The sequence below is a fragment of the Serratia sp. BNK-4 genome (assembly GCF_048685115.1).
In the GTDB taxonomy this organism is placed as follows: Bacteria; Pseudomonadota; Gammaproteobacteria; order Enterobacterales; family Enterobacteriaceae; genus Serratia; species Serratia bockelmannii.
This window is the reverse complement of the sequence record NZ_JBLQTM010000001.1, coordinates 4299485-4323262: the sequence shown is the minus strand read 5'-3', so window position 1 is coordinate 4323262 and position 23778 is coordinate 4299485. Positions and strand designations below refer to the sequence as shown.

24 protein-coding genes are annotated in these 23778 nt (G+C 60.5%); 15 read left to right on the top strand and 9 right to left on the bottom strand.

Annotated features, from left to right (window positions below):
• Positions 1-202: 202 nt before the first annotated feature.
• Positions 203-1186 carry a quinone oxidoreductase gene (locus ACMGGW_RS20565; protein WP_025304447.1) on the bottom strand — a complete coding sequence of 328 codons (984 nt, stop codon included), beginning with the start codon at positions 1184-1186 and terminating at the stop codon, positions 203-205.
• Between the two features lie 173 nt (positions 1187-1359).
• On the opposite strand from ACMGGW_RS20565, the gene dnaB reads away from it, so the two are divergent.
• Both dnaB and alr read left to right on the top strand, forming a co-directional pair.
• Positions 1360-2784, top strand: a complete 1425-nt coding sequence (gene dnaB / locus ACMGGW_RS20560) for a replicative DNA helicase (protein WP_025160134.1) — start codon at positions 1360-1362, stop codon at positions 2782-2784.
• 17 nt (positions 2785-2801) lie between these two features.
• On the top strand, positions 2802-3881 hold the full coding sequence (gene alr, locus ACMGGW_RS20555; protein ID WP_197832229.1) for an alanine racemase: 1080 nt from the start codon (positions 2802-2804) through the stop codon (positions 3879-3881).
• Between the two features lie 44 nt (positions 3882-3925).
• Here the strand turns inward: alr and ACMGGW_RS20550 are convergent, their stop codons facing one another.
• Entirely contained in the window at positions 3926-4693 is a 768-nt protein-coding gene (locus tag ACMGGW_RS20550) for a transporter substrate-binding domain-containing protein (RefSeq protein WP_197832230.1), read from the bottom strand.
• A 215-nt stretch (positions 4694-4908) separates the two neighbouring features.
• On the opposite strand from ACMGGW_RS20550, the gene ACMGGW_RS20545 reads away from it, so the two are divergent.
• The 5 genes from ACMGGW_RS20545 (at position 4909) to maa (ending at position 8266) form a co-directional block, all read left to right on the top strand.
• Complete coding sequence (locus ACMGGW_RS20545; RefSeq protein WP_025304444.1) at positions 4909-5382, top strand: Lrp/AsnC family transcriptional regulator; 474 nt, start codon at positions 4909-4911, stop codon at positions 5380-5382.
• An 80-nt stretch (positions 5383-5462) separates the two neighbouring features.
• Complete coding sequence (locus ACMGGW_RS20540) at positions 5463-6656, top strand: amino acid aminotransferase (protein WP_049195296.1); 1194 nt, start codon at positions 5463-5465, stop codon at positions 6654-6656.
• Positions 6657-6782: 126 nt separating this feature from the next.
• Positions 6783-7199 (top strand): secondary thiamine-phosphate synthase enzyme YjbQ, encoded by a 417-nt coding sequence (locus ACMGGW_RS20535; RefSeq protein ID WP_004936779.1) that lies wholly within the window; start codon positions 6783-6785, stop codon positions 7197-7199.
• A gap of 4 nt (positions 7200-7203) precedes the next feature.
• Entirely contained in the window at positions 7204-7557 is a 354-nt protein-coding gene (locus ACMGGW_RS20530) for an MmcQ/YjbR family DNA-binding protein (protein WP_025304442.1), read from the top strand.
• 151 nt (positions 7558-7708) lie between these two features.
• On the top strand, positions 7709-8266 hold the full coding sequence (gene maa, locus ACMGGW_RS20525; RefSeq protein WP_025304441.1) for a maltose O-acetyltransferase: 558 nt from the start codon (positions 7709-7711) through the stop codon (positions 8264-8266).
• Positions 8267-8297: 31 nt separating this feature from the next.
• On the opposite strand, the gene ACMGGW_RS20520 is transcribed toward maa, so the two are convergent.
• Positions 8298-9350: an NAD(P)-dependent alcohol dehydrogenase gene (locus tag ACMGGW_RS20520; RefSeq protein WP_025304440.1), complete on the bottom strand. Its 1053-nt coding sequence runs from the start codon at positions 9348-9350 to the stop codon at positions 8298-8300.
• Between the two features lie 229 nt (positions 9351-9579).
• Positions 9580-12408 carry an excinuclease ABC subunit UvrA gene (gene uvrA / locus ACMGGW_RS20515; RefSeq protein ID WP_025304439.1) on the bottom strand — a complete coding sequence of 943 codons (2829 nt, stop codon included), beginning with the start codon at positions 12406-12408 and terminating at the stop codon, positions 9580-9582.
• 277 nt (positions 12409-12685) lie between these two features.
• On the opposite strand from uvrA, the gene ssb1 reads away from it, so the two are divergent.
• Positions 12686-13219 carry a single-stranded DNA-binding protein SSB1 gene (gene ssb1 / locus ACMGGW_RS20510; protein WP_197832231.1) on the top strand — a complete coding sequence of 178 codons (534 nt, stop codon included), beginning with the start codon at positions 12686-12688 and terminating at the stop codon, positions 13217-13219.
• Positions 13220-13304: 85 nt separating this feature from the next.
• Here ssb1 and ACMGGW_RS20505 read toward each other — a convergent pair whose 3' ends face one another.
• From ACMGGW_RS20505 to bhsA, 4 genes are all read right to left on the bottom strand, one after another.
• Positions 13305-14369, bottom strand: coding sequence for a cyclase family protein (locus tag ACMGGW_RS20505; RefSeq protein ID WP_227255618.1), 1065 nt, complete (start codon positions 14367-14369; stop codon positions 13305-13307).
• 113 nt (positions 14370-14482) lie between these two features.
• Positions 14483-14695 carry a DUF1471 domain-containing protein gene (locus ACMGGW_RS20500; protein ID WP_004936800.1) on the bottom strand — a complete coding sequence of 71 codons (213 nt, stop codon included), beginning with the start codon at positions 14693-14695 and terminating at the stop codon, positions 14483-14485.
• Positions 14696-14962: 267 nt separating this feature from the next.
• Positions 14963-15712, bottom strand: coding sequence for a 3-oxoacyl-ACP reductase family protein (locus ACMGGW_RS20495; RefSeq protein ID WP_060448018.1), 750 nt, complete (start codon positions 15710-15712; stop codon positions 14963-14965).
• A 149-nt stretch (positions 15713-15861) separates the two neighbouring features.
• On the bottom strand, positions 15862-16122 hold the full coding sequence (bhsA, locus tag ACMGGW_RS20490; RefSeq protein WP_099816661.1) for a multiple stress resistance protein BhsA: 261 nt from the start codon (positions 16120-16122) through the stop codon (positions 15862-15864).
• 195 nt (positions 16123-16317) lie between these two features.
• Between bhsA and ACMGGW_RS20485 the strand changes: the two genes are divergently transcribed.
• The 5 genes from ACMGGW_RS20485 (at position 16318) to ACMGGW_RS20465 (ending at position 21407) form a co-directional block, all read left to right on the top strand.
• Complete coding sequence (locus ACMGGW_RS20485) at positions 16318-16761, top strand: lipocalin-like domain-containing protein (protein ID WP_127146307.1); 444 nt, start codon at positions 16318-16320, stop codon at positions 16759-16761.
• Positions 16758-17426, top strand: a complete 669-nt coding sequence (locus tag ACMGGW_RS20480; protein WP_025304433.1) for a glutathione S-transferase family protein — start codon at positions 16758-16760, stop codon at positions 17424-17426. The genes ACMGGW_RS20485 and ACMGGW_RS20480 overlap by 4 nt, the downstream gene beginning before the upstream one ends.
• A gap of 47 nt (positions 17427-17473) precedes the next feature.
• On the top strand, positions 17474-17881 hold the full coding sequence (locus tag ACMGGW_RS20475; RefSeq protein WP_025304432.1) for a VOC family protein: 408 nt from the start codon (positions 17474-17476) through the stop codon (positions 17879-17881).
• A 317-nt stretch (positions 17882-18198) separates the two neighbouring features.
• Positions 18199-19560 carry an NCS2 family permease gene (locus tag ACMGGW_RS20470; RefSeq protein WP_025304431.1) on the top strand — a complete coding sequence of 454 codons (1362 nt, stop codon included), beginning with the start codon at positions 18199-18201 and terminating at the stop codon, positions 19558-19560.
• Between the two features lie 197 nt (positions 19561-19757).
• Positions 19758-21407: a Na+/H+ antiporter gene (locus ACMGGW_RS20465; RefSeq protein ID WP_025304430.1), complete on the top strand. Its 1650-nt coding sequence runs from the start codon at positions 19758-19760 to the stop codon at positions 21405-21407.
• 76 nt (positions 21408-21483) lie between these two features.
• On the opposite strand, the gene ACMGGW_RS20460 is transcribed toward ACMGGW_RS20465, so the two are convergent.
• On the bottom strand, positions 21484-22371 hold the full coding sequence (locus ACMGGW_RS20460; protein ID WP_025304429.1) for a LysR family transcriptional regulator: 888 nt from the start codon (positions 22369-22371) through the stop codon (positions 21484-21486).
• A gap of 140 nt (positions 22372-22511) precedes the next feature.
• Here ACMGGW_RS20460 and ACMGGW_RS20455 point away from each other — a divergent pair, with 140 nt between their 5' ends.
• Positions 22512-22934, top strand: coding sequence for a CidA/LrgA family protein (locus ACMGGW_RS20455; protein ID WP_004936830.1), 423 nt, complete (start codon positions 22512-22514; stop codon positions 22932-22934).
• On the top strand, positions 22927-23616 hold the full coding sequence (locus ACMGGW_RS20450) for an LrgB family protein (protein ID WP_004936833.1): 690 nt from the start codon (positions 22927-22929) through the stop codon (positions 23614-23616). Before ACMGGW_RS20455 ends, ACMGGW_RS20450 begins: the two co-directional genes overlap by 8 nt.
• The last annotated feature ends 162 nt before the right edge of the window (positions 23617-23778 follow it).

The window sequence follows — 23778 nt, the reverse complement described above, 5'->3', positions numbered from 1 at the left end:
GTGGCACATAAAGCGTGTTTTTTGCCGCACGGGGCTGTTAGGATGTGGGTCGATGCAGTGATGCGACCGATTTCATCACCGTGAGAGACAACCAAAATTCGTGTTGCTGAAGCAACCCCCTGTCTCTGGCGGACTCTGCTCTACCCCTACAAAACGCAGTAACAGAAAGGGCTCCGTAAGGAGCCCTTTTCTTTGGCCGCGATCAGGGGATCAGCAGGCTGGAGCCACTGGTGCTGCGGCTTTCCAGCACCTGGTGCGCACGCTGGGCGTCGGCCAGCGCGAATTTCTGCTCGTCTTTCACTTCTACCCGAATGGCGCCGCTGCCGATCAGCGAGAACAGCTCGTTGCTGGCGTACTGCAGCTCGGCGCGGTTGGTGATATAGCCGTTGAGGGAAGGGCGGGTGACGTACAGCGAGCCCTTCTGATTCAGCAGCGCCAGATCGACGCCGGTCACCGGGCCTGAGGCGTTGCCGAAGCTGACCATCAGGCCGCGACGCTTCAGGCTGTCGAGCGAGGCCAGCCAGGTGCTTTTACCCACCGAATCGTACACCACGCCGACCTTCTCGCCCTGCGTCAGCTCGGCCACCCGCTGGGCGATATCCTCTTTGTGGTAGTTGATGGTGGCCCAGGCGCCGGCCTGTTTCGCCAGCGCGGCCTTCTCGTCGGAACCGACGCTGCCGATCAGGCGCGCACCCAGCGCTTTCGCCCACTGGCAGGCGATCAGCCCGACGCCGCCGGACGCGGCATGGAACAGAAACACTTCACCCGGTTGCACGTCATAGGTCTGGCGCAGCAGGTAGTATACCGTCAGCCCTTTGAGGAAAGAGGCTGCACCCTGTTCAAAGCTAAGGTTGCCCGGCAGCAGCGCCACGCGTTCTGCCGAGACGTTGTGGATCTCGCTGTAGGCGCCGAGCGCCGATTGCGCATACACCACCCGGTCGCCCGGTTTGAGGACGCTGACCCCGGCGCCGACCTTGGTCACCACGCCGGCCGCCTCGGTGCCGAGGCCGCTCGGCAGGCTGGCCGGCGCGTACAGTCCGCTGCGCACATAGGTGTCGATGTAGTTGATGCCGATCGCCTTGTTCTCGATCTGCACTTCGCCGGCAGCCGGATCGAGCGGTGTAAAATCAACGTATTGCAAGACTTCCGGCCCGCCGGTGGCGGAGAATTGAATGCGCTTGGCCATGTTCTACCCTCATTTGGTTATCTGAATTCACCCTATGCCTTTTGGCTGTGGAGATCTAGCCTGCCCGTGCGCCAGCCTGTGGCAATTATGCGGCGGAATCGTGCGGAAAAATCACGTATACTCTTGCGTCAGCAGCCTCACCCTCATTCGCAACCGGATAAAGACTACGTTTCATGGCAGGAAAAAAACCAACCAACAAAACAAACGCGGACGAAACCAGAGAGCGTTCCAGAGATCGTCAGATGGAAGGGCTGAAGATGCCGCCGCACTCGCTGGAGGCCGAGCAGTCGGTGTTGGGCGGTTTGATGCTGGATAACGAGCGCTGGGACAACGTGGCGGAGCGCGTGGTCGCCAACGACTTCTTCAGCCGCCCACATCGCCTGATCTTTACCGAGATGCAGCGTCTGCTGGAGATGAGCAAGCCTATCGACCTCATCACCCTGTCCGAATCGCTCGAGCAGAAGGGTGAACTGGACTCGGTCGGCGGCTTCGCCTACCTGGCCGAGCTGTCGAAAAACACCCCGAGCGCCGCCAACATCGGCGCCTACGCCGACATCGTGCGCGAGCGCGCGGTGGTGCGCGAAATGATCTCGGTGGCTAACGAAATCGCCGACGCCGGCTACGATCCGCAGGGGCGCAGCAGCGAAGACCTGCTCGATCTGGCGGAATCCCGCGTATTCCAAATCGCCGAGAACCGCGCCAGCAAAGACGAAGGCCCGAAGGGCATCGAACGCATCCTGGAAGACACCGTATCGCGCATCGAACAGCTGTATCAGCAGCCGCACGACGGCGTGACTGGGGTCGATACCGGCTATCAGGACCTCAACAAGAAAACCGCGGGCATGCAAAAGTCCGATCTGATCATCGTCGCCGCCCGTCCATCGATGGGGAAAACCACCTTCGCCATGAACCTGTGCGAAAACGCCGCGATGACCCAGGAAAAACCGGTGCTGATCTTCAGCCTGGAGATGCCCGGTGAGCAGATCATGATGCGTATGCTGGCGTCGCTGTCGCGCGTGGATCAGACGCGCATCCGTACCGGCCAGCTCGACGACGAGGACTGGGCGCGCATTTCCAGCACCATGGGCATCCTGCTGGAGAAGCGTAACATGTACATCGACGACTCCTCCGGCCTGACGCCGACCGAGGTGCGCTCGCGCGCGCGGCGCATTTTCCGCGAGCACGACGGGCTTAGCCTCATCATGATTGACTACCTGCAGCTGATGCGCGTGCCGGCCCTGTCCGACAACCGTACGCTGGAGATCGCCGAGATTTCGCGCTCGCTGAAGGCGCTGGCGAAAGAGCTGCAGGTGCCGGTGGTGGCGCTGTCGCAGCTGAACCGTAGCCTGGAGCAGCGCGCTGACAAACGCCCGGTTAACTCCGACCTGCGTGAATCCGGCTCTATCGAGCAGGACGCCGACCTGATTATGTTCATCTATCGTGATGAGGTGTATCACGAGAACAGCGATCTGAAAGGGATCGCGGAAATTATTATCGGTAAGCAGCGTAACGGCCCGATCGGTACCGTGCGCCTTACCTTTAACGGCCAGTGGTCGCGTTTCGACAACTACGCGGGGCCACAATACGATGACGAATAATCAGCTAAGGAACTGAAATGAAAGCGGCAACCGCTGTAATCGACCGCCGCGCTCTGCGACATAATCTGCAACAGGTGCGCCGCCAGGCGCCGCAAAGCCGCCTGATTGCCGTTGTGAAAGCAAACGCTTATGGACATGGCCTGCTGGAAACAGCACACACCCTGCAAGACGCCGATTGCTACGGCGTGGCGCGCATCGGCGAGGCGCTGATGCTGCGCTCCGGCGGCATCGTCAAGCCGATCCTGCTGCTGGAAGGCTTCTTCAGTGCCGAAGATCTGCCGGTGCTGGTGGCGAACAACATCGAAACCGCGGTGCACTGCATCGAACAGCTCGAAGCGCTGGAGCAGGCCGAGCTGGCGCGCCCGGTGCCGGTGTGGATGAAGCTCGATACCGGCATGCATCGGCTGGGGGTGCGCCCCGAACACGCGGAGGCGTTTTATCAGCGCCTGTGCGCCTGCCGCAACGTGGCGCAGCCGGTCAATATCATGAGCCACTTCAGCCGCGCCGATGAACCGGAGTCCGACACCACGTTGAAACAGATCGCCCGCTTCGAGCAGTTCGCGTGCGGCAAACCGGGCCAGCGCTCGGTCGCCGCCTCCGGCGGCACGCTGCTGTGGCCGGACGCCCACAACGAGTGGGTGCGCCCCGGCATCATTCTGTACGGCGTGTCGCCGCTGGATAACGGCAGCGGCGCCGAGCATGGTCTGCAGCCGGCGATGACCCTGAAATCCAGCCTGATCGCGGTGCGCGAGCACAAGGCCGGCGAAGCGGTCGGCTACGGCGGCACCTGGGTCAGCCCGCGCGATACCCGGCTGGGCGTGGTGGCGATGGGATACGGCGACGGTTATCCGCGCAGCGCGCCGACCGGCACGCCGATCCTGATCAACGGCCGCGAAGTGCCGATTGTAGGCCGGGTGTCGATGGACATGATTTCGGTCGATCTCGGGCCGGATGCCGCCGATAAGGTGGGGGATGAAGCGGTGCTGTGGGGGCCGGCATTGCCGGTCGAGCGTATCGCCGCCTGCACCGGCATCAGCGCTTATGAACTGATCACCAAGCTCACGCAGCGCGTGGCGATGGAATACATCGGCGACTGATGCGCCGCAGGGGCCGACGTGCGTCGGCCCCGTTTCTCAGCGCGTTACTTCTTTACCGCCAACCACTTGTCGATAACCTTCTGATACTCGCCGGTCGCCTTGGCCAGGTGCAGCCACTGATCCACATACAGTTTCCAGCTCAGATCGTCGCGCGGCAGCATGTAAGCCTTCTCGCCGTACTGCATCGGTTTGGTCGGATTCACCGCGCACAGCTTCGGATAGCGCTTCTGCTGGTACAGCGCCTCGGAAGCGTCGGTGATCATCACGTCGGCCTTGCGGTCCACCAACTGCTGGAAAATGCTCATGTTGTCGTGCGTGAGCGTCAGTTTGGCCTTCGGCAGATAGGCGTGCACGAAGGCTTCGTTGGTGCCCCCCGCCGGTTCCAACAGACGCACCGACGGCTTGTTGATCTGCTCGAGAGTGCGGTATTTCTTCACGTCGGTGCAGCGCACCAGCGGGATTTTGCCGTCGGTATCCAGCTTGTCGGCGAAGAACACCTGTTTTTGCCGCTCCAGCGTGACGGATATGCCGCCCATTGCGATGTCGCACTTGCCGGAGGCGAAGTCCGGGGTCAGGGTTTTCCAGCTGGTTTTCACCCACTTCACTTTCGCGCCCAGACTCTTGGCCAGCGATTCTGCCATGTCGATATCGATGCCTTCATAGCTGCCGTCTTCCTTGAGGAAGGTATAGGGCTTGTAGTCGCCGGTGGTGCAGACCTCCAGGATCTTTTGCTGCAGCACTTTATCCAGGTGGGATTGCGCGCTGGCGCTGCCGGCGCCGAGCAGCAGCGCGAGGGGGAGTAGCTTTTTCATCTGGCGTCCTTTTTATACATTCGTGGTTTTATGCGTTACTTCGCCGTTAATTGTCGTTTGTCTGCATGAGTTAGCCGTTTTTTATGCCGCTTACCGGCGAAAACGCCGGGCGTTGCTGCTGTACGCGATTCAAGCGCCAGGGTGTGACGTCGGCAACGGTAAAAAAACTGGTAGGCTGTAACGTCAACATTTATTAACACAGTTTACAGGTGGCTATGTACAACATTGACGATTTTGATATGAAAATCCTGACGCTGTTACAGGCCAACGGCCGTCTGACCAATCAGGAGCTGAGCGAGCTGGTGGGGCTCTCGGCCTCCCAATGTTCGCGGCGGCGCATCAGCCTGGAGCAGGCGCAGCTGATCCGCGGCTACCACGCGCGGCTGGCGCCGGAGGCGGTCGGCCTGGGGCTGGTGGGGCTGATTGAAGTCAGCCTGATCACGCACGCGCAGGAGCAAATCGACAGCTTTCATCAGATGCTGGAGGACGTGGACGCGATCCTTGACGCTTACAAGACCACCGGCGACGCCGATTACCTGCTGAAAGTGGCGGTGGCTGACCTGCCGGCGCTGAGCGAATTCATCAGCCAGACGCTGTCGCCGCACAAAAGCGTGGCGCATATCAAAACGGCGGTGGTGCTCAATCGCATCAAGGAAAACGGTTTGTTGCCGGTGACGCGAGAAAGCTGAAACCGAATGCGCTTTTCCGTCTATATTAGGAACGTAACGCTGTGCCTAAACCACAATAAATAAACCAGGAGAAAAACCCCGTGTTCCAGAACGTTGACGCCTATGCCGGCGATCCCATTCTGTCGCTGATGGAAAAATTCAAACAAGACCCGCGCGCGCACAAGGTGAACCTGAGTATCGGCCTGTACTACGATGCGCAGGGCATCATCCCCCAGATGCGGGCGGTCGCCGCGGCGCAAGCGCAGTTGAACAGCGTCGAGCACGGCGCCTCGGTATACCTGCCGATGGAAGGGCTGCAACCCTATCGCTCCGCCATCCAGCAGCTGCTGTTCGGCGCGCAGCATCCGATGCTGCAGCAGGGGCGCATCGCCACCATTCAGACCGTTGGTGGTTCCGGCGCGTTGAAAGTGGGCGCCGACTTCCTGAAAAGCTACTTCCCGGATTCGCAGGTGTGGGTCAGCGATCCGACCTGGGAAAACCACGTCGCCATCTTCAGCGGCGCCGGTTTCAAAGTGAATACCTATCCGTATTTCGACAGCGAAAGCCTGGGCGTGAAGTTCGACGCCATGCTCGCTGCGCTGAAACAGCTGCCGAAGCACAGCATCGCGCTGCTGCATCCGTGCTGCCACAACCCGACCGGTTCCGACCTGACCCCCGCCCAGTGGGATGAGGTGGTCAAGGTGATCGCCGAGCGTGAAATCATTCCGTTCCTCGATATCGCCTATCAGGGCTTCGGCGGCGGCATGGAGCAAGACGCCTACGCCATTCGCGCCATCGCGGCGGCCGGCCTGCCGTGCCTGGTGAGCAACTCGTTCTCGAAGATCTTCTCGCTGTACGGCGAGCGCGTCGGCGGCCTGTCGGTGGTGTGCGAAAGCGAAGAGGCGGCCGGGCGCGTGCTGGGCCAACTGAAGGCCACCGTGCGCCGCAACTACTCGAGCCCGCCGAACTTCGGCGCGCAGCTGGTGGCCAAGGTGCTGAACGACGCCCAGCTGAAAACCCAGTGGCTGGACGAAGTGGAGAGCATGCGCACCCGCATTCTCGAGATGCGTCACGCGCTGGTGGACACCCTGAAGAGCGCGCTGCCGCAGCGCAACTTCGATTACCTGCTGGCTCAGCGCGGCATGTTCAGCTACACCGGCTTCAGCGCGGCGCAGGTCGATCGCCTGCGTGAAGAGTTTGGCGTCTATCTGATCCATAGCGGCCGCATGTGCGTGGCCGGCCTGAACCACAACAATGTGCGTCAGGTGGCCGAGGCGTTTGCCGCGGTGCAGTAACGCCTGTTAGTCTGAACGGACGTTCATCGGGGAGCGATAGCGATATCGCTCCTTTTTTATTGCCGGCGCGCCGCCGAAGTTGCCGCAAACCGGAGAGAGAATATACTGATTGAGGGGCGCTCACTCATGTGGCATCAGCAAACGCTAATCCTCAGCGCAAAAGCGCGTGGCTTTCATCTGGTTACCGACGAGATCGTCAACCAGTTAACCCACTTACACCGCCTGCAAACCGGCCTGCTGCATCTGTTGCTGCAGCATACCTCGGCCTCGCTGACGCTCAACGAGAACTGCGATCCCACGGTGCGAGCCGATATGGAGCAGCATTTCCTGCGCCAGGTGCCGGAAAACGCACCCTATCAACATGACTACGAAGGGCCGGACGACATGCCGGCGCACATCAAATCCTCGCTGCTGGGCGCTTCCTTGACGCTGCCCGTCAGGCACGGGCGGCTGATGTTGGGCACATGGCAGGGCATCTGGCTGGGGGAGCACCGCATCCACGGCGGAGCACGCCGTATTGTGGCCACATTACAGGGGGAATAACCCAATGAATAACAGCGCATTGCTGGAGTACTGCATGGCGAAACCGGGCGCGGAGCAGAGCGACCAGAACCAGTGGCAGGCCAGCCAGATCAAGGTGGGCGACGTGATGTTCGCGATGGTGTGCGAGGTCGAAGGGCGGCCGGCGCTGGCAATCAAGTCCAGCCCGGAGCTGGCGGAAAGCCTGCGCGAGCACCACCCGGAGATCGTCGCCTGCGACGGCCTGAACAAGGCGCACTGGAATACGGTGTTTCTCGACGGCAACCTGCCGAACTCGCAGTTTTATACGCTGATCGACAGCTCCTATCAGCTGGTGGTGGAAGGCCTGCCCGAACACGTGCGCCAGGAACTGCGCGCCTGATTGCCGGGCGGCGGCACCGCCCGTTTTTCTCCTGCTTTTTCGTGTTAAATCGTGATCGCGGCTTTAAATTGGGAACGTTCCCTTTTTGTCGTCAGGAAAAAACGGCTACGCTTGGGCATTCAAGAAACGCGATAAGATTAAGGAGGCCGACATGGCCATCAGCGAAGAAAAGCGCAAGATGATCGCCGGGGAGCTGTACGACGCCGGTGATGACCTGCTGCGCAGCGAACGTCGGCGCGCGCGCCAGTTGACGCATCGCTATAACCACTCCTCGCCGGAAGAGGGCGAGCTGCGCAAACAATGGCTGGACGAGCTGCTGGGCGGCTATCAGGGCGGCACCATCGAGCCGACCTTCCGCTGCGACTACGGCTATAACATCTATCTCGGCAAGAACTTCTACGCCAATTTCGACTGCGTGATCCTCGACGTGTGCGAGGTGCATATTGGCGATAACTGCCTGCTGGCGCCGGGCGTGCATATCTACACCGCCACCCATCCGCTGGACGCCGAGACCCGCGTCGGCGGCGCGGAGTTCGGCAAGCCGGTCAAGATTGGCGACAACGTGTGGATCGGCGGGCGCGCGGTGATCAATCCGGGCGTGACCATCGGCGATAATGCGGTCGTGGCCTCCGGCGCGGTAGTGACCAAAGACGTGCCGGCCAACTGCGTGGTGGGCGGCAACCCGGCCAGGGTCATCAAGCAGCTATAAAAAAACGGGCGCCGCCGGGCGCCCGCTGTCATCAGGCTCGCAGCGAGTCGATATCCACCACGAAGCGGTACTTCACGTCGCTTTTCAGCATGCGCTCATAGGCCTCATTAATTTGCTGCATCGGGATCAGCTCGATATCGGACGTGATGCCGTGTTGGCCGCAGAAGTCCAGCATCTCTTGCGTTTCCGCGATGCCGCCGATCAGCGAACCGGCGATACGGCGGCGCTTCATGATCAGGTTGAACACCTGCGGCGACGGATGATCGTGCTCCGGCGCGCCGACCAGCGTGAGGGTGCCGTCGCGGCGCAGTAAGTTGAGGAACGGGTTCAGATCGTGCTGAGCCGCTACCGTGTTGAGGATGAAGTCGAAGCTATTAACGTGCTGCGCCATTTCATCCGGGTTGCGTGAAATCACCACTTCATGGGCGCCGAGGCGCTTGGCGTCTTCTATTTTCGACGGCGAGGTGGTGAACAGCACCACGTGCGCGCCCATCGCCTGCGCCAGTTTGACGCCCATGTGCCCCAGCCCACCGAGGCCGACGATGCCGACCTTTTTGCCTGGCCCCGCGCCCCACTGGCGCAGCGGCGAATAGGTGGTGATGCCGGCGCACAGCAGCGGCGCGACCCCGGCCGGATCGAGGTTTTCCGGCACGCGCAGCACGAAGTCCTGATCTACCACCAGATTGGTGGAGTAGCCGCCGTAGGTTACGGCACCGGTCTGACGATCCTGGCCGTTATAGGTGCCGGTAAAGCCGTTCTCGCAATACTGTTCCAACCCCTCATCGCAGCTCGGACAGCTGCGGCAGGAATCCACCATGCAACCGACGCCGACCAGATCGCCGACCCGGTAACGCGAGACATGGCCGCCGACGGCGCTGACGCGCCCGACGATTTCATGGCCTGGTACCACCGGGTAAATCGTATTGCTCCATTCGTTGCGAGCCTGATGCAGGTCCGAATGGCAGACACCGCAGAACAACACCTGAATTTGCACATCGTGGTCGCGCAGGGCGCGCGGTGGGTAATCGAAAGGCACCAGCGCAGACTTCGCATCATGCGCGGCATAGGCATGGGTAATGTTCATGGTCGCTCCAGTTATCAATGTAGGGGGGACAACGCTTGGCCGGCAGCGGAGTGCCGGTAAGATGCGGCCTGAATCAGACAGGGCGGCCGCCGAGGGAACATTGATGATAAAAGCGGTGAGTGCGGAGGGAAATGCCTGAAAATGTCGAAATCTTGCCCGTTTCTGTTTGATTGCAATGAAACGGGTCAGCGTGCGGGTCGCCTGAACGACGGCCCGCACGTTGGCGATATTACTTGTTCAACAGCGGTTTCAGGAAGCGCGCGGTGTGCGATTTTTCACACTCGGCCACGGTTTCTGGCGTGCCGGCGACCAGGATCTCGCCGCCGCCGCTGCCGCCTTCCGGCCCCAGATCGACGATCCAGTCGGCGGTCTTGATCACGTCCAGGTTATGCTCGATGACCACGATGGTATTGCCCTGATCGCGCAGCTGATGCAGCACCGCCAACAGCTGTTGGATATCGGCGAAGTGCAGGCCGGTAGTCGGTTCGTCGAGGATATACAGCGTCTGGCCGGTGCCGCGTTTCGACAGCTCGCGCGCCAGCTTGACGCGCTGCGCCTCCCCGCCGGAGAGCGTGGTGGCCGACTGGCCGAGGCGGATGTAGGACAGGCCGACATCCATCAGGGTCTGCAGCTTGCGCGCCAGCGCCGGCACTGCGTCGAAGAAGTCACGCGCTTCTTCGATGGTCATCTCCAGCACTTCGTGGATGCTCTTGCCCTTGTACTTCACTTCCAGCGTTTCGCGGTTATAGCGTTTGCCCTTGCACTGGTCGCACGGCACGTAGATGTCCGGCAGGAAGTGCATTTCGACCTTGATCACCCCGTCGCCCTGGCAGGCTTCACAGCGCCCACCCTTGACGTTGAAGCTGAAGCGGCCCGGCGTATAACCGCGGCTGCGCGATTCCGGCACGCCGGCGAACAGCTCGCGCACCGGGGTGAAGATACCGGTGTAGGTGGCCGGGTTGGAGCGTGGCGTACGGCCGATCGGGCTCTGATCGATGTCGATCACCTTGTCGAAATGTTCCAGGCCGGTCACTTCGCGGAACGGCGCCGGCTCGGCGATGGTGGCGCCGTTAAGCTGGCGCTGGGCGATCGGGAACAGCGTATCGTTGATCAGCGTCGATTTGCCGGAGCCGGACACGCCGGTGATGCAGGTAAACAGACCGACCGGCAGCGTCAGCGTCACGTCCTTCAGGTTGTTGCCGCGCGCGCCGCTCAGCTTCAACACTTTGGTCGGATCGGCCGGCACACGCTGCGCGGGAATGGCGATCTCGCGCTTGCCGCTGAGGAACTGGCCGGTCAGCGATTCCGGCTGCGCCATGATGTCGTCGACGGTGCCTTCTGCCACCACCTGGCCGCCGTGCACGCCGGCGCCGGGGCCGATGTCGATCACGTGGTCGGCGGCGCGGATGGCGTCTTCGTCATGCTCCACCACGATCACCGTGTTGCCGAGGTTACGCAGGTGGATCAGCGTTTCCAGCAGGCGCTCGTTATCGCGCTGGTGCAGGCCGATCGACGGCTCATCCAGCACGTACATCACGCCCACCAGGCCGGCGCCGATCTGGCTGGCCAAACGAATACGCTGCGCTTCACCGCCGGAGAGCGTTTCCGCCGACCGGGACAACGACAGGTAGTTCAGGCCGACGTTCACCAGGAATTTCAGGCGATCGCCGATCTCTTTCAGCACTTTCTCGGCGATCTTGGCGCGCTGGCCGCTGAGCTTCATGTTCTGGAAGAAGGTCATCGCATGGCCGATGCTCAGATCGGAGATTTCCGGCAGCGTGGTGTCTTCGACGAACACGTTGCGCGCTTCTTCGCGCAGACGGGTGCCGTGACACGAGGCGCAAGGGCGGTTGCTGATGAACTTCGCCAGCTCTTCGCGCACCGCGCTGGATTCGGTCTCTTTATAGCGGCGCTCCATGTTGTGCAGCACGCCTTCGAACGGATGGCGGCGCACGGTGGTGTCACCGCGATCGTTGATGTATTTGAATTCGATCGACTCTTTGCCAGAGCCGCTCAGCACCGCCTTCTGTACGTCGGCGCTCAGGGTGTTGAACGGCGCTTCGACGTCGAACTCATAGTGCTCCGCCAGTGAACGCAGCATCTGGAAATAGTAGAAGTTGCGGCGATCCCAGCCGCGGATCGCGCCGCCGGCCAGCGACAGCTCGGGGTTTTGCACCACGCGATCCGGATCGAAGAACTGCTGCACGCCCAGGCCATCGCAGGTCGGGCAGGCGCCGGCCGGGTTGTTGAAGGAAAACAGGCGCGGTTCCAGCTCGCGCATGCTGTAGCCGCAGATCGGGCAGGCGAAGTTGGCGGAGAACAGCAGCTCGTCCGCTTTTTCGTCGTCCATGTCCGCCACCACCGCGGTGCCGCCGGACAGCTCCAGCGCAGTTTCGAACGATTCGGCCAGGCGTTGCGCCATGTCGTCGCGCACCTTGAAGCGATCGACCACCACTTCGATGGTGTGTTTTTTCTGCAGCTCCAGCTTCGGCGGATCGGACAGATCGCACACTTCACCGTCGATGCGCGCGCGGATATAGCCCTGGGCGGCCAGGTTTTCCAGCGTTTTGGTGTGCTCGCCCTTGCGATCTTTCACTACTGGCGCCAGCAGCATCAGGCGCTTGCCTTCCGGCTGGCTCAGCACGTTATCGACCATCTGGCTGACGGTTTGCGCCGCCAGCGGCACATGGTGATCCGGGCAGCGTGGCTCGCCGACACGGGCGAACAGCAGGCGCAGGTAGTCGTGGATCTCGGTGATGGTGCCGACCGTGGACCGCGGGTTGTGCGAGGTGGATTTCTGCTCGATGGAGATCGCCGGCGACAGACCTTCAATATGGTCGACGTCCGGCTTTTCCATCAGCGACAGGAACTGGCGCGCATAGGCGGAGAGTGATTCGACATAGCGCCGCTGCCCTTCGGCGTACAGCGTATCGAAAGCCAGCGAAGACTTGCCGGAACCGGACAGGCCGGTGACGACGATCAGTTTGTCACGCGGGATGATCAGGTTGATGTTTTTCAGATTATGGGTTCGAGCACCACGAACTTCGATATTGTCCATTTACACTTCCCGTCTTGATGATACACCGCGCCTGTCGCGATTTTTGCGGGGGATTTTGTGATGGATCTCGCAAAAAACCGGCACAGCCAGGTCGAAACGCATAATTATGACACAAAAAAACCTGAATGAATATCCAGTATGAGAATGCAACAAGGTCGATCGAAAAGACAATTCTGGAATGCAATTCGCACTTATCAACACGGGTGTGGTTTCGTACTCAGCGTGGTAAACTGACGCGTTTATACTGTGTAGAAATCAATCATCGGGAGAAGTGCTCATGGCCAGCAGAGGCGTAAACAAAGTAATTCTGGTCGGGAATCTGGGTCAGGATCCAGAAGTCCGTTACATGCCGAACGGCGGCGCAGTGGCCAACATTACCCTGGCGACCTCCGAAAGCTGGCGTGACAAGGCGACCGGCGAACAGAAAGAGAAGACCGAGTGGCACCGCGTCGTGCTGTTCGGCAAACTGGCCGAAGTGGCGGGCGAATACCTGCGTAAAGGCTCTCAGGTCTACATCGAAGGCTCCCTGCAGACGCGTAAATGGACCGATCAGGCCGGCGTGGAAAAATACACCACCGAAGTGGTGGTTAACGTTGGCGGTACCATGCAGATGCTGGGCGGCCGTCAGGGCGGCGGCGCACCGGCCGGTCAATCTGCCGGCGGCCAGGGCGGTTGGGGCCAGCCTCAGCAGCCACAGGGCGGCAACCAGTTCAGCGGCGGCCAGCAGCAGTCTCGCCCGGCGCAGAGCAGCGCTCCGGCGGCCAGCAGCAACGAACCGCCAATGGATTTTGACGACGATATCCCGTTCTAAGCCTGGCGACAGTGCTAAAAAAACCCCGCTCAGGCGGGGTTTTTTGTGGGCGCTCGCTGCCGATTTTCTGCGGCGGTGTCGCCAATCAGTAAATGGCTACCGGGTTGATGTTGACCTGCGTTGAACCGACATACAGCGGTTGCCCCAGCACGAACAGGAATTCCCAGGTTTTCGTGCGCACCAGTGGGCGGCTGTCGATCAGTTCCAGGTTATAGACGCCGCGCTTGGCCAGCAGGTATTGGTTGACCGGGAACTCTTCGTCATTTTTCGGGTTAGGGTACACTTCGGAGGCCCAGGTATCACCGCCAAAGGCCACGATGCCTTGGTCAGCCAGCCACTTCGCCGCTTCCATGCCGATACCCGGTTCGACCTCCAGGAATTTTTTATTGTCCTTACCAATCAGCTCCAGCCAACCGGTATTAAATAAAACAACGTCGCCTTTTCTTAAGCTAATGCCCTGCTTCTTAAGCACCGCTTGAATATCCGCAACGGAAAATTCGGTGCCGCCCGGAACGATGTCTTTATGATAATAAGCCGTCATATCGAGCACCACGCCGCGGGTGACCATGGGCGGCACTTTTTCCACGCCCAATTTTTTCACGCCATCAACGGTGACGAAGTCCGCCGCCTTATTGCCGTTATAATAAACGTTGTCGATGCCGATATGGCCTATACCGTTCAACTGGGTGCCGACGCCGGTCCAGGCATTCACCAATTCATCATTAAAGGTGAATTTATTTGGGCCAAGCGTTTTGCCGTCCTGCTGACCAGGCTGAATATTATATAAACGGAAGCTACGGTGGCGGAACGCCGGGAAATCTTTATCGACGGGAACCGCCAATGACAATGTCTTGCCCTGTTTTACCAGTTGCACGGACTGTAGTACCCCTTCCGGCGTGAGCAGGTTGGCGGCGCCGATTTCGTCTTTTGCACCGTAAACAGAAGGGTACCAGTCTGACGGCTGAGCGGCGGACTCTGCGGCCTGTGCAGGCACTGTGGCAAGCAAAGGCAGCAAGAGGGAGAGGCGATACAATGATTTCATCAGTGACTCATCCTTATAACGACGTAGTGCAGAGTGAATGAAAATGAACCGTCCGGACATAGGCGACGTCAGGCCGCCGAATAATAACCGGTAGAGAAAGAGGCTCATTTTTAGTACGCGGGTGTTTTAGCGTAATGCTTTATAAAGCATGGCGAATAACCACCCGACGATGACTTCCTTATGCGGAAATAAATAACGCCGTGCGAGCGGCGTCATTGATATTATTTTTTCAGCTCTGCACTCATGGTGACGAAATTGCCCATGTAGGCGCTGGTGATTTTGTAGCCGCTTGCACCGGCCTCTTGCGCTTTTTTAGCGATGAGAGCTTCGGTGGAGTCCAGCGTTCTACCGGTTGCGGTAACGCTTTCTGCTGCGGCGTTAAACGACAACATGGAAAACAGAGCGAGTGAAATAACGGTGGTCATGGTTTTCATATCTTTATCCTGTGTTCGACAATTCGAAAAATAAGGGTGTCCGGTACGACACGATGGAGCGAAGGATAAAGGGGACGGTGAGGTGAATAAATAACAGAATCGTCAATAAACTATTCCGTTTTTGTACATAAACTGATTCGATTGTTGTCTTTCAAGCGGTATTGGTGGGGTATAGCGGGGGGGGGGGGCGAACGGGTATGTATCGACCTTCAGGCTTACACTCCGCGACAGGCGAATAAATAAAAAGCCCCTTACGGGGCTTGGACGTTACGCCGAGAAACCGCCGTCTATGCTCAGGCTGGCGCCGGTGATGTAACCCGCCTGCGGGCCGGCGAGGTAGGCGACGAAGCTGGCGATCTCTTCATCTTTGCCGTAGCGGCCGATCGCCATCAGCTGCTTGAGTTGATCGGCGAATTCGCCGGCGTCCGGGTTCATCTCGGTGTCTACCGGGCCGGGCTGCACGTTATTGACGGTGATGCCGCGCGGGCCGAGATCGCGCGCCATGCCTTTGGTCAGGCCGATCAGTGCCGATTTGCTCATCGCATACACCGCCGCGCCGCCGAACGGCACGCGCTCGGCGTTGGTGCTGCCGATGTGGATGATGCGCCCGCCGTCATTCATGTGGCGCGCCGCTTCCTGGCTGGCGACGAACACGCTGCGCACGTTGACCGCTAGCATGCGATCCAGATCGTCCAGCGCCAGCGCTTCGGTGCCGCCCAGTGTAAACACCCCGGCGTTGTTCACCAGAATATCCAGGTTGCCGAAGTGGCTGACGGCCTGACGCACCGCCTGCTGCAGCGCCGCCGCATCGGCGCTGTCGGCCCTGATGGCGAGGGCTTTGCCGCCGGCGGCGGTAACGGCGCTTGCCACCGCTTCGGCGCGATCGGCCGAGGCGGCGTAGGTAAAGGCGACCGCGGCCCCTTCACTCGCCAACCGTTTGACGATGGCGGCGCCGATGCCGCGTGAGCCGCCTTGGACGAATGCGACTTTGCCTTGCAGAGGATGTGCTGTGGTCATGTTATTTCTCCAAAGTGGGTGAGGGTAAGGCGTTATTCCCAGTATCGGTGAAATGTCCGGCGGCCACTGTTCACAAAGAGCTTTGCCTGCCCACAACGAGAAAAGCCCCTTGCGGGGCTTCTTTCTTCCGTCGGTTGGCTGTTCGACGATCAGTTGAAGATTTCTGCGGTGCCGTACAGTTTGTTCTGGCCGCCGGCGGCGACGATGCGGTAGGAGCTGGCGCCCGACGCGGCGGCTTTGCTGGCCAGTTCGCTTTCCAGCGCGCTCAGGTTGGTGGCGCCGCTAACGGAGATTACGCCGATTTTTTGGGCGTCTGCAGCGGGTTGGCTGGAAGGCAGGTCAGCGGCGAAGGTAGCGAAAGAAGCGGTAGCCAGCAGCGCAGCGGTAGCAAAAATTTTGACGTTTTTCATGATGTGTTCCTCAGAGTATTTGTTAGGTGAGAGCCCGTTGCCTCTCGATGTGTTAAATAGTAGTGCACCGGGTGTGAATAAAAAATCGGAGAGTTTTGAGTATCTCTGTCAAATAAACTGATTGTTTTTCACCCGCTGGCGCGCGGTAAAAATCGCCACTACCCTTTACAGAGGATCTTTAACCGGAGAAGCGTAATGACGGTAAACGCGTTTATCGGCAGCTGGGCGCTGGTGTCGTCGGTGTTCAAAAACCAGAACGGCGAGCTGAATTACCCGCTGGGCGAGCAGGTGTTGGGGCGCATCCACTATGAGGCCAACGGCACGATGGCGGCGCAGCTGTATAGCGCCGTGCGGCCGCGTTTCGCCGCCGACGATTTGGCGCAGGGGTCTGAGCGGGAGATCCGCGCCGCCTTCATCAATATGATTTGCTACTTCGGCCACTATCAGGTGGAGGAAAGCGAACAGCGGGTGGTGCATCAGGTCGAAGGCTGTTCGTTCCCCAATTGGGTAGGCAGCCGTCAGGTGCGTTTTTACGCTTTCAGCGGCGATCGGCTGACGTTGCGCACGGTGCCCTTGCAGCTCGGCAACGGCGTGCAGGTTGGCGAACTGGTGTGGCAGCGGACAGGGGCTTCGTCATGATCATTGTTCATCATCTCAACCACTCGCGATCGCAGCGCATTCTGTGGTTTTTGGAAGAGCTGGGCGTGCCCTATCAGGTGCAACGCTACGAGCGCGATCCGCAGACCCTGCTGGCGCCGGCGGCGCTGAAAAAGATCCATCCGCTGGGCAAATCGCCGGTGATCGTCGACGGCGATCTGACGCTGGCGGAATCCGGCGCCATCATCGAATACTTGCAGGAAGCCTATGACGCGCAGGGCATGTTCATGCCGACCGACTTCCACGCGCGCCAGCAGTATCGCTATTGGCTGCACTACGCCGAAGGATCGCTGATGCCGCTGTTGGTGATGAAGCTGGTGTTCAGCCGCCTTGGCCAGCCGCCGATCCCCTGGCTGCTGCGGCCGGTGGCCGGCGCGATCGGCAAGGGCGTGCAGCGCGAATACCTCGACAAACAGATCGCGCCGCACTGCGAATACCTCGAACAGCACCTGAACAAGGGCAGCTGGTTTGTCGGCAACGATTTCAGCGCGGCGGATATTCAGATGAGCTTTCCGCTGGAGGCGATGGCGGCGCGCGGCGCGTTGGACAATTGCCCGAAACTGCGCGGCTTCCTGCAGCGCATTCATGCCCGGCCCGCCTACCAGCGGGCATTGGAGCAGGGCGGCCCTTACGACCTGCTGAGTTAAGCGGATGGGCTATACTCGATGGGGTCATTCTTCATCGGAGGTAGCCCATGGCTACGCAAATCTTCGTTAACCTACCCGTACGCGATCTGCCCGCCTCGATGGCGTTTTTCACCCACCTGGGGTTCGCTTTCAACCCGCAATTTACCGACGATACCGCCGCGTGCATGGTGGTCAGCGACACGATTTACGTGATGCTGCTGACCCATGACAAATTCAGGATGTTTACCCCGAACCCGATCGGCGACGCCAAACAGGCCACCGAGGTGCTGGTGTGCCTGTCGCAACCCAGCCGGGCGGCGGTGGACGAACTGGTGCGCAAGGCGATCGCCGGCGGCGGCAACACTTATCATCAGCCACGCGACTACGGCATGATGTATGGCCATGGCTTTCAGGACCTGGACGGCCATATCTGGGAATTGATGTATATGGATCCCGCTGCGGTACAGGCGCAATAATCTCGCCGGGGCGTCCGTCGCCCCGGTTTTATCGTGCAGACGCCATTCCCGCCACTTTCTGCATAAATTGCCGCGATCTTTAGTTGATTAGACGCCATGGAAGGCAGGATAATCGTTTGCCTTGAATAAACCACCATAAATTACCCGTACCGCGCGCTGCGAGTTAAACGTTTGCCTTGGTGCGCATTGCCGTTGGCGATGCGACGGAAGGGCAAGGAAGCGGAACGTGACGTAAACGATTACGTGGCGATCGGGCGCGGGCGAGATGACAGGCCTGCTGTGACGGGCCGATTAATGAAACACAGGGGAAGTAACCTATGTCGAACTCTCAAGCGAACCACGCCGCAAAACCAACCGGCGGGCTTGATGGCTATTTTAAAATTTCCGCGCGCGGCAGCAGCGTGCGACAGGAAGTGGTGGCGGGGCTGACCACCTTCCTGGCGATGGTGTACTCGGTGATCGTGGTGCCGAGCATGCTGGGCAAAGCGGGTTTCCCGCCGGCGGCGGTGTTTGTCTCTACCTGCCTGGTGGCCGGGCTGGGCTCGCTGCTGATGGGGCTGTGGGCTAACCTGCCGATGGCCATCGGCTGTGCGATTTCATTGACCGCTTTCACCGCCTTCAGCCTGGTGCTGGGCCAGCACATCAGCATTCCGGTGGCGCTGGGCGCGGTGTTCGTGATGGGCGTGCTGTTTACCGTCATCTCGGTCACCGGCATCCGCGCCTGGATCCTGCGTAACCTGCCGATGGGCGTGGCGCACGGCACCGGCATCGGCATCGGTCTGTTCCTGCTGCTGATCGCCGCCAACGGTGTCGGCCTGGTGGTGAAGAACCCGCTGGATGGCCTGCCGGTGGCGCTTGGCGCCTTCACCTCCTTCCCGGTGGTGATGACGCTGGTCGGCCTGGCGGTGATCTTCGGCCTGGAGAAGCTGCGCGTGCCCGGCGGCATTCTGCTGGTGATCATCGCCATTTCCATCATCGGCCTGATCGTCGATCCGGCGGTGAAATACCAGGGGCTGTTCGCCATGCCGAGCCTGGCGGACGCTGACGGCAAATCGTTGATCTTCAGTCTGGATATCATGGGCGCGTTGCAACCGGTGGTGTTGCCGAGCGTGCTGGCGTTGGTGATGACCGCGGTGTTCGACGCCACCGGCACCATCCGCGCGGTGGCCGGGCAGGCCAACCTGCTGGATAAAGACGGGCAGATCATCAACGGCGGCAAGGCGCTGACCTCGGATTCCCTGAGCAGCATCTTCTCCGGCCTGGTGGGCGCCGCGCCCGCCGCGGTCTACATCGAGTCCGCTGCCGGCACCGCCGCGGGCGGCAAAACCGGCCTGACCGCCACCGTGGTCGGCATCCTGTTCCTGCTGATCCTGTTCCTGTCGCCGCTGGCCTATCTGGTGCCGGTCTACGCCACCGCGCCGGCGCTGATGTACGTCGGCCTGCTGATGTTGAGCAACGTCACCAAGCTGGACTTCAACGACTTCGTCGACGCAATGGCCGGCCTGCTGTGCGCGGTGTTCATCGTGCTGACCTGCAACATCGTCACCGGCATCATGCTGGGCTTCAGCTCGCTGGTCATCGGCCGCATCTTCTCCGGCGAATGGCGTAAGCTGAACATCGGCACCGTGCTGATCGCCGTGGCGCTGGTGGCGTTCTACGCCGGCGGCTGGGCGATTTAAGCCTCTTGGGTTTCCCTCGCCCATCGGGCGGGGGAGCCTGTGACGGCAATTCCCTTCTTAAGATAAGTCTTCTTCTGCTCTGCACCGCGTTTTGAAAGGCACAACAAGCTTTAACGGCTGTAAAAAAAGTGATCTACTATCGGGACCAACGCAGGCCCTGAGCCGATGTCGTCTGAATCGTAGAGTCTAAGGAAAGCATGGAAATCTTTTTTACAATCCTCATTTTGATCCTGGTGGTCTCCCTGTCCGGGGTGGTGACGCGCATGTTGCCGTTCCAGGTGCCGCTGCCGCTGATGCAAATCGCCATCGGGGCCCTGTTGGCCTGGCCGCATTTCGGGCTGCACGTCGACTTTGATCCCGAACTGTTCCTGGTGCTGTTCATCCCGCCGCTGCTGTTCGCCGACGGCTGGAAAACGCCGACGCGCGAGTTCTTGCATCACGGGCGTGAAATTCTCGGCCTGGCGCTGGTGCTGGTGCTGATCACCGTGGTCGGCGTCGGTTATCTGATCTACGCCATGGTGCCGGGCATTCCGCTGGTGGCGGCCTTCGCGCTGGCGGCGGTGCTGTCGCCGACCGATGCCGTGGCGCTGTCCGGCATCGTCGGCAAAGGGCGGATTCCCAAGCCGATCATGGGCGTGCTCGAGGGCGAGGCGCTGATGAATGACGCGTCCGGCCTGGTGTCGCTCAAGTTCGCCATCGCGGTGGCGATGGGCACCATGGTGTTCACCGTGGGCGGCGCGACCCTTGAATTCCTCAAAGTGGCGATCGGCGGCCTGTTGGCCGGCGTGGCGGTCACCTGGACCTACAGTAAATCGCTGCGGGTGATGAGCCGCTGGAGCGGCGACGATCCGGCGACCCAGATCGTGTTCCTGCTGCTGCTGCCGTTCGCTTCTTACCTGATTGCCGAACACATCGGCGTCTCCGGCATCCTGGCGGCGGTGGCGGCGGGGATGACCATCAGCCAATCCGGCGTGATCCGCAACGCGCCGCTGGCGATGCGTCTGCGCGCCAACAGCGTATGGGCGATGCTGGAGTTCGTGTTCAACGGCATGGTGTTCATCATGCTGGGCCTGCAGCTGCCGGGCATTCTTGAAACCTCCATCCTGCAGGCGGAGCTGGATCCGACCATCCAGACCTGGTATCTGTTCGCCGACGTGGCTACCATCTACGCCGCACTGCTGGTGCTGCGTTTCACCTGGCTGTGGGTGATGAAGAAGGCCAGTAACCGCTTTATGAAAAAGCGTCCGCTGCAGTTCGGCGATTACAGCACGCGTGAGCTGTGGGTGGCGTCGTTCGCCGGGGTGCGCGGGGCGATTACCCTGGCCGGTGTGCTGTCGATACCGCTGTTGCTGAGTGACGGCACCGCCTTCCCGGCGCGCTATCAGCTGGTGTTTATCGCCGCCGGGGTGATCCTGCTGTCGTTGATCGTCGGCGTGCTGGCATTGCCGCTGCTGCTGCGCGGCGTGCAGGTGGCCGACAAGAGCGCCAGCAAACACGAAGAGCGCATGGCGATCGCCATGGCGGCCGAGGTGGCGATCGAGAGCGTGAATAAAATGGAAGAGCGCCTGGTTGCCGATACCGAAGAGAACCTCGATCCGCAGGTGTTGAAAGAGGTCAGCTCGCGGGTAACGGGCATGCTGCGGCGGCGCATCGCGTCGAAAGACGATATCGAGAATGCGCTGGCGATGGAAAACCTCGAGCGGCGTTTCCGCCTGACGGCGCTGCGCGCCGAGCGCGGCGAGCTGTACCACCTGCGCGCCACGCAGAAAATCAGCAACGAGACGCTGCAAAAACTGCTGCACGATCTCGACCTGCTCGAAGCGCTGTTGATCGAACGCGAAGGGTAAACCCCAGAAGAGGAATAAACGTTTTTCCTCTTTATTTCTGTCCTGAAGGGCCGCCTGTGCGGCCCTTGTTTTTTGGCTACTTGAGCGGCGGCCAATAGTCGCGGCAGCAGGCGATCCAGGCCTGCGCGCTGTGCGACAGGTAGCTGCCCTGACGCCAGATCAGGCCGATTTTCCACTCCATGCGCGGCTCCAGCGGCAGCCAGACCAGGTTTTCCTTGTCCAGCCAGCGGCAAACCGGCTCCGGCAGCATGGCGATGCCCACGCCGGCCTGCACCATCGAGGCGAGGAAGTCCCATTGGCCGCTGCGCACCGCGATTTGCGGTTCAAAACCGGCCTGGCGAAACGCCTTCATCAGCATCTTGTAAAGCGCAAAGTCTTCGTTATAAATCAGGATCGGGCTGTCGGCCAATTCGGCGATATTGATGCGGGTGCGGTTGAGCCACTGCGGCGTGCGCGGCGCCACTACGCACATCGGATGGCCCAGCAGCGGCAGAAAGGTCAGCGGTTGTTCCGAATCGAAGGGTAACACCGTCATCGCCAGATCCAGTTCGCCGGACATCACCGCCTGTTCGACCGACAGCCCGCCCAGCTCGGAAATCTTCAATTCGATACCGGGGTAGGTTTGGCGAAAGCGGCGGATCAGATCGGCGATCTGCCTGCCCACCATTGGCGGAATGCCCAGCCGCAGCACGCCCTTTTTCACCGAGCTGATGTCTTCCAGCTCCGCCTCCAGTTGCCGGAATTCGTCGAGGATCGTCAGGCCACGCTGATACACCGCCTGGCCGCTGTCGGTCAGGCGCAGTTTGCGGCCTTCGCGGATCAGCAGCGTGCACTCCAGCTCCTCCTCCAGATGCCGCAGCATCTTGCTGATGGTGGGCTGGGTGACGAACAGTTTTTCCGCGGCGCGGGTGAAGCTTTGCTGGCGCACCACTTCAACGAAGTAGCGCAGGGTGCGGACATCCACGTTAGGGTTCTCCTTGGGGACGCTACCGGCGGGAAACTATTCCCGGACGGCATGATGTCGATAATTTTAATTCATTTCAGGCGTGGTTTCCCGGCTGCGTATACTGTAGGCCGTTAATTTATTGTTTGAGGTCATCTTTCATGTCTCTGGCGTTACGCCGCGTTGCCCCCTCCCTGCTGACCCGCTTGCAGGTGCCGATTCAGGTGGCGTTGTATGCGGCGCTGTTCCTGATCGCCGATCGTCTGGTGCAACAATTCCACCTGCCGCTCCCCGCCAATATCGTCGGCATGTTGATGCTGCTGGCGCTAATCCTGCTGCGCATTCTGCCGCTGAGCTGGGTTAAGGCCGGCTCCCGCTGGCTGCTGGCGGAAATGCTGCTGTTTTTCGTGCCGGCGGTGGTGGCGGTGGTCAACTATGCCCAGCTGTTGATGGTCGAGGGCTGGAAGATCTTTTTGGTGATCGCGGTCAGCACCATGCTGACGTTGGGCGCCACCGGGCTGGTGGTGGACAGGGTGTATCGGCTGGAGATTTGGCTGCAGCGTCGGAAGCAGCGTCATGAATGATTTTATCCTTAGCTTGGCCTGTTTTCTGGCGACGCTGGCGCTGTACTTCGCCAACAAGAAGCTGTATCGCCGCCGGCGCACGCTGTTGCTGATGCCGCTGGTGCTGACGCCAATGATCCTGGTGCTGCTGCTGGTGGTCACCCACATCTCCTATCAGGACTATATTGGTGAAACTCACTGGCTGCTGTGGCTACTGGGGCCGGCAACCATCGCTTTCGCGGTGCCGGTGTATGAGAACCTGCATATCATCCGCCGCCACTGGCTATCGCTGACCGCCGGCGTAACGACCGCGGTGCTGGTGGCGGTGTACAGCTCGGTGTGGCTGGCGCGCCTGCTGACGTTGCCGGAAGAGGTGCAGCGCAGCCTGGCGGTGCGGTCGATCACCACGCCGTTCGCGCTGGAGGCCGCCAAACAGATGGGCGGGCAGCCGGATCTGGTGGCGCTGTTCGTGGTGATCACCGGGGTGTTCGGCATGGCGGTGGGGGATATTTTGTTTTTGCGGCTGGCGGTGCGCAGCCGTCTGGCGAAGGGTGCCGGATTTGGCGCCTCGTCGCACGGTGCCGGCACCGCTCGCGCTTATGAGCTGGGGCCGCAGGAGGGCGTAGTGTCGAGTTTGGTGATGATGCTGGCCGGCATCATTACGGTCGTGGCCGCGCCATTGATCGGCCGGCTGATGTGGTAAGACCTCTCGGGGCGGGCTCTGCCGCCCCTTTTACGTTATCTGTCGTTGGGAACGGTGCCGTTGGTGGACGCCAGAAAAAACGAAGAAATTTTTCAGCATAATTTTTCTCATCGTTATAACAAAAAACGATAGATGCGCCGCAGGCAAAATCGCCGTCCATTT

Excerpts from the sequence above, each read along its gene's own strand:
- ACMGGW_RS20565 (WP_025304447.1), bottom strand. The coding sequence starts at position 1,186 with ATGGCCAAGCGCATTCAATTCTCCGCCACCGGCGGGCCGGAAGTCTTG.
- dnaB (WP_025160134.1), top strand. The coding sequence starts at position 1,360 with ATGGCAGGAAAAAAACCAACCAACAAAACAAACGCGGACGAAACCAGA.
- alr (WP_197832229.1), top strand. The coding sequence starts at position 2,802 with ATGAAAGCGGCAACCGCTGTAATCGACCGCCGCGCTCTGCGACATAAT.
- ACMGGW_RS20550 (WP_197832230.1), bottom strand. The coding sequence starts at position 4,693 with ATGAAAAAGCTACTCCCCCTCGCGCTGCTGCTCGGCGCCGGCAGCGCC.
- ACMGGW_RS20545 (WP_025304444.1), top strand. The coding sequence starts at position 4,909 with ATGTACAACATTGACGATTTTGATATGAAAATCCTGACGCTGTTACAG.
- ACMGGW_RS20535 (WP_004936779.1), top strand. The coding sequence starts at position 6,783 with ATGTGGCATCAGCAAACGCTAATCCTCAGCGCAAAAGCGCGTGGCTTT.
- ACMGGW_RS20530 (WP_025304442.1), top strand. The coding sequence starts at position 7,204 with ATGAATAACAGCGCATTGCTGGAGTACTGCATGGCGAAACCGGGCGCG.
- maa (WP_025304441.1), top strand. The coding sequence starts at position 7,709 with ATGGCCATCAGCGAAGAAAAGCGCAAGATGATCGCCGGGGAGCTGTAC.
- ACMGGW_RS20520 (WP_025304440.1), bottom strand. The coding sequence starts at position 9,350 with ATGAACATTACCCATGCCTATGCCGCGCATGATGCGAAGTCTGCGCTG.
- uvrA (WP_025304439.1), bottom strand. The coding sequence starts at position 12,408 with ATGGACAATATCGAAGTTCGTGGTGCTCGAACCCATAATCTGAAAAAC.
- ssb1 (WP_197832231.1), top strand. The coding sequence starts at position 12,686 with ATGGCCAGCAGAGGCGTAAACAAAGTAATTCTGGTCGGGAATCTGGGT.
- ACMGGW_RS20505 (WP_227255618.1), bottom strand. The coding sequence starts at position 14,369 with ATGAGCCTCTTTCTCTACCGGTTATTATTCGGCGGCCTGACGTCGCCT.
- ACMGGW_RS20500 (WP_004936800.1), bottom strand. The coding sequence starts at position 14,695 with ATGAAAACCATGACCACCGTTATTTCACTCGCTCTGTTTTCCATGTTG.
- ACMGGW_RS20495 (WP_060448018.1), bottom strand. The coding sequence starts at position 15,712 with ATGACCACAGCACATCCTCTGCAAGGCAAAGTCGCATTCGTCCAAGGC.
- bhsA (WP_099816661.1), bottom strand. The coding sequence starts at position 16,122 with ATGAAAAACGTCAAAATTTTTGCTACCGCTGCGCTGCTGGCTACCGCT.
- ACMGGW_RS20485 (WP_127146307.1), top strand. The coding sequence starts at position 16,318 with ATGACGGTAAACGCGTTTATCGGCAGCTGGGCGCTGGTGTCGTCGGTG.
- ACMGGW_RS20480 (WP_025304433.1), top strand. The coding sequence starts at position 16,758 with ATGATCATTGTTCATCATCTCAACCACTCGCGATCGCAGCGCATTCTG.
- ACMGGW_RS20475 (WP_025304432.1), top strand. The coding sequence starts at position 17,474 with ATGGCTACGCAAATCTTCGTTAACCTACCCGTACGCGATCTGCCCGCC.
- ACMGGW_RS20470 (WP_025304431.1), top strand. The coding sequence starts at position 18,199 with ATGTCGAACTCTCAAGCGAACCACGCCGCAAAACCAACCGGCGGGCTT.
- ACMGGW_RS20465 (WP_025304430.1), top strand. The coding sequence starts at position 19,758 with ATGGAAATCTTTTTTACAATCCTCATTTTGATCCTGGTGGTCTCCCTG.
- ACMGGW_RS20455 (WP_004936830.1), top strand. The coding sequence starts at position 22,512 with ATGTCTCTGGCGTTACGCCGCGTTGCCCCCTCCCTGCTGACCCGCTTG.
- ACMGGW_RS20450 (WP_004936833.1), top strand. The coding sequence starts at position 22,927 with ATGAATGATTTTATCCTTAGCTTGGCCTGTTTTCTGGCGACGCTGGCG.